Annotated in this window: 1 protein-coding gene and 1 pseudogene; both read right to left on the reverse strand. The window is 68.7% G+C overall.

The window, feature by feature from the left end; translation table 11 throughout:
• Nucleotides 1-491 (reverse strand): polysaccharide deacetylase family protein (locus tag ACFWFI_RS42730; protein ID WP_387401384.1); only part of this gene is annotated, 491 nt, incomplete at its 3' end.
• 98 nt (nt 492-589) lie between these two features.
• A pseudogene (locus ACFWFI_RS42735) lies at nt 590-1,174 on the reverse strand (polysaccharide deacetylase); the annotation flags it as partial.

The raw sequence follows: 1,174 nt of genomic DNA on the forward strand, positions 1-1,174 counted from the left end.
TCGACGTCCCAAATGATCTGGGTCAGGCCGTATTTGGCCGCGGCCGCCTGCACCGTCGAGTTGGACTCACCGTACGGAGGGCGGAACAGCTTCGGCGTGCCCCCGCCGCCACCGGCGATGGCCTGCTGGGTACGGGAGAGCTCCGATTCGACCTGCGCCTGACTCTGCTGGGTCAGATGCGGGTGGGTGTAGCTGTGGTTGCCGACCCACATACCGGCGTCGACCTGGGCCCGCACCTGGGCCGGGTTGGAGGCGGCGTACTGGCCCTGGTTGAACATCGTGGCCCGCAGCCCGTTCTGCTTCAGGGCGTTGAGCAGGGCCGGGGTGCTGCTTGACGGGCCGTCGTCGAAGGTGAGCCCGACGTAGCCGTTGCAGGCGGCAGCGTTCGCGGCGTGCGAGGGCGTGGTGTCGACGGTGGCGGTGGCGGCCATCGTGGCGACGGCCAGTGCCGTGACCACGGGCCGTAAGGACAGGCGTGCTGGAATGCGCATGGGGGTGAGTCCTTCTCGTCCTGATCGGATCGGCAGGAAGCGGCTGGTCGTGGGGCGGCGGGTAGGGCCGCTGCCCCACCGGTGCGATGTGCTGTCTGTCAGCCGGTGGTGCAGGAGACGGTGGGCCAGGTCCAGTTGCCGTTTGCCTGGATGGTGGCGCCCCAGTTGTTGCCGTTGCCGTTGGGTTTGGCGGTCAGTACTTGTGTGCTGGGGTAGGTGGCGCTGGTGTTCCAGGTGGAGAGGACCTTCGCGGGGGAGGGGACGTTCATCGTGACGGTCCAGTTGCTGGAGCCGGAGACCGAGACGTTGAGGTTGTAGCGGTCGCTCCACCTGTCGCCCGCCGTCATGGTGGCGGTACAGCCACCACCGCCTCCGCCGGTGCTGCCGCTGTCGGGAGCCACGGCGCGGCCGGTCTGCGGGGAGATCATGCCGGCGCACAGCCCCCGGCTCGCCAGACCCTGCGCGATGCGCGGGATGGCGGCGAGCGTGTTCGCCGGCCAGTCGTGCATGAGGATGATCTGGCCGTTGGTGAGCCGGGCGTTGGCCTGCACGATCGCGTCGGTGCTCGCGTTGTTCCAGTCCTGCGAGTCGACGTCCCAAATGATCTGGGTCAGGCCGTATTTGGCCGCGGCCGCCTGCACCGTCGAGTTGGACTCACCGTACGGAGGGCGGAACAGCTTCGG

Origin of the sequence: Streptomyces sp. NPDC060209, from assembly GCF_042728155.1 — a bacterium.
Taxonomy (GTDB): domain Bacteria; phylum Actinomycetota; class Actinomycetes; order Streptomycetales; family Streptomycetaceae; genus Streptomyces.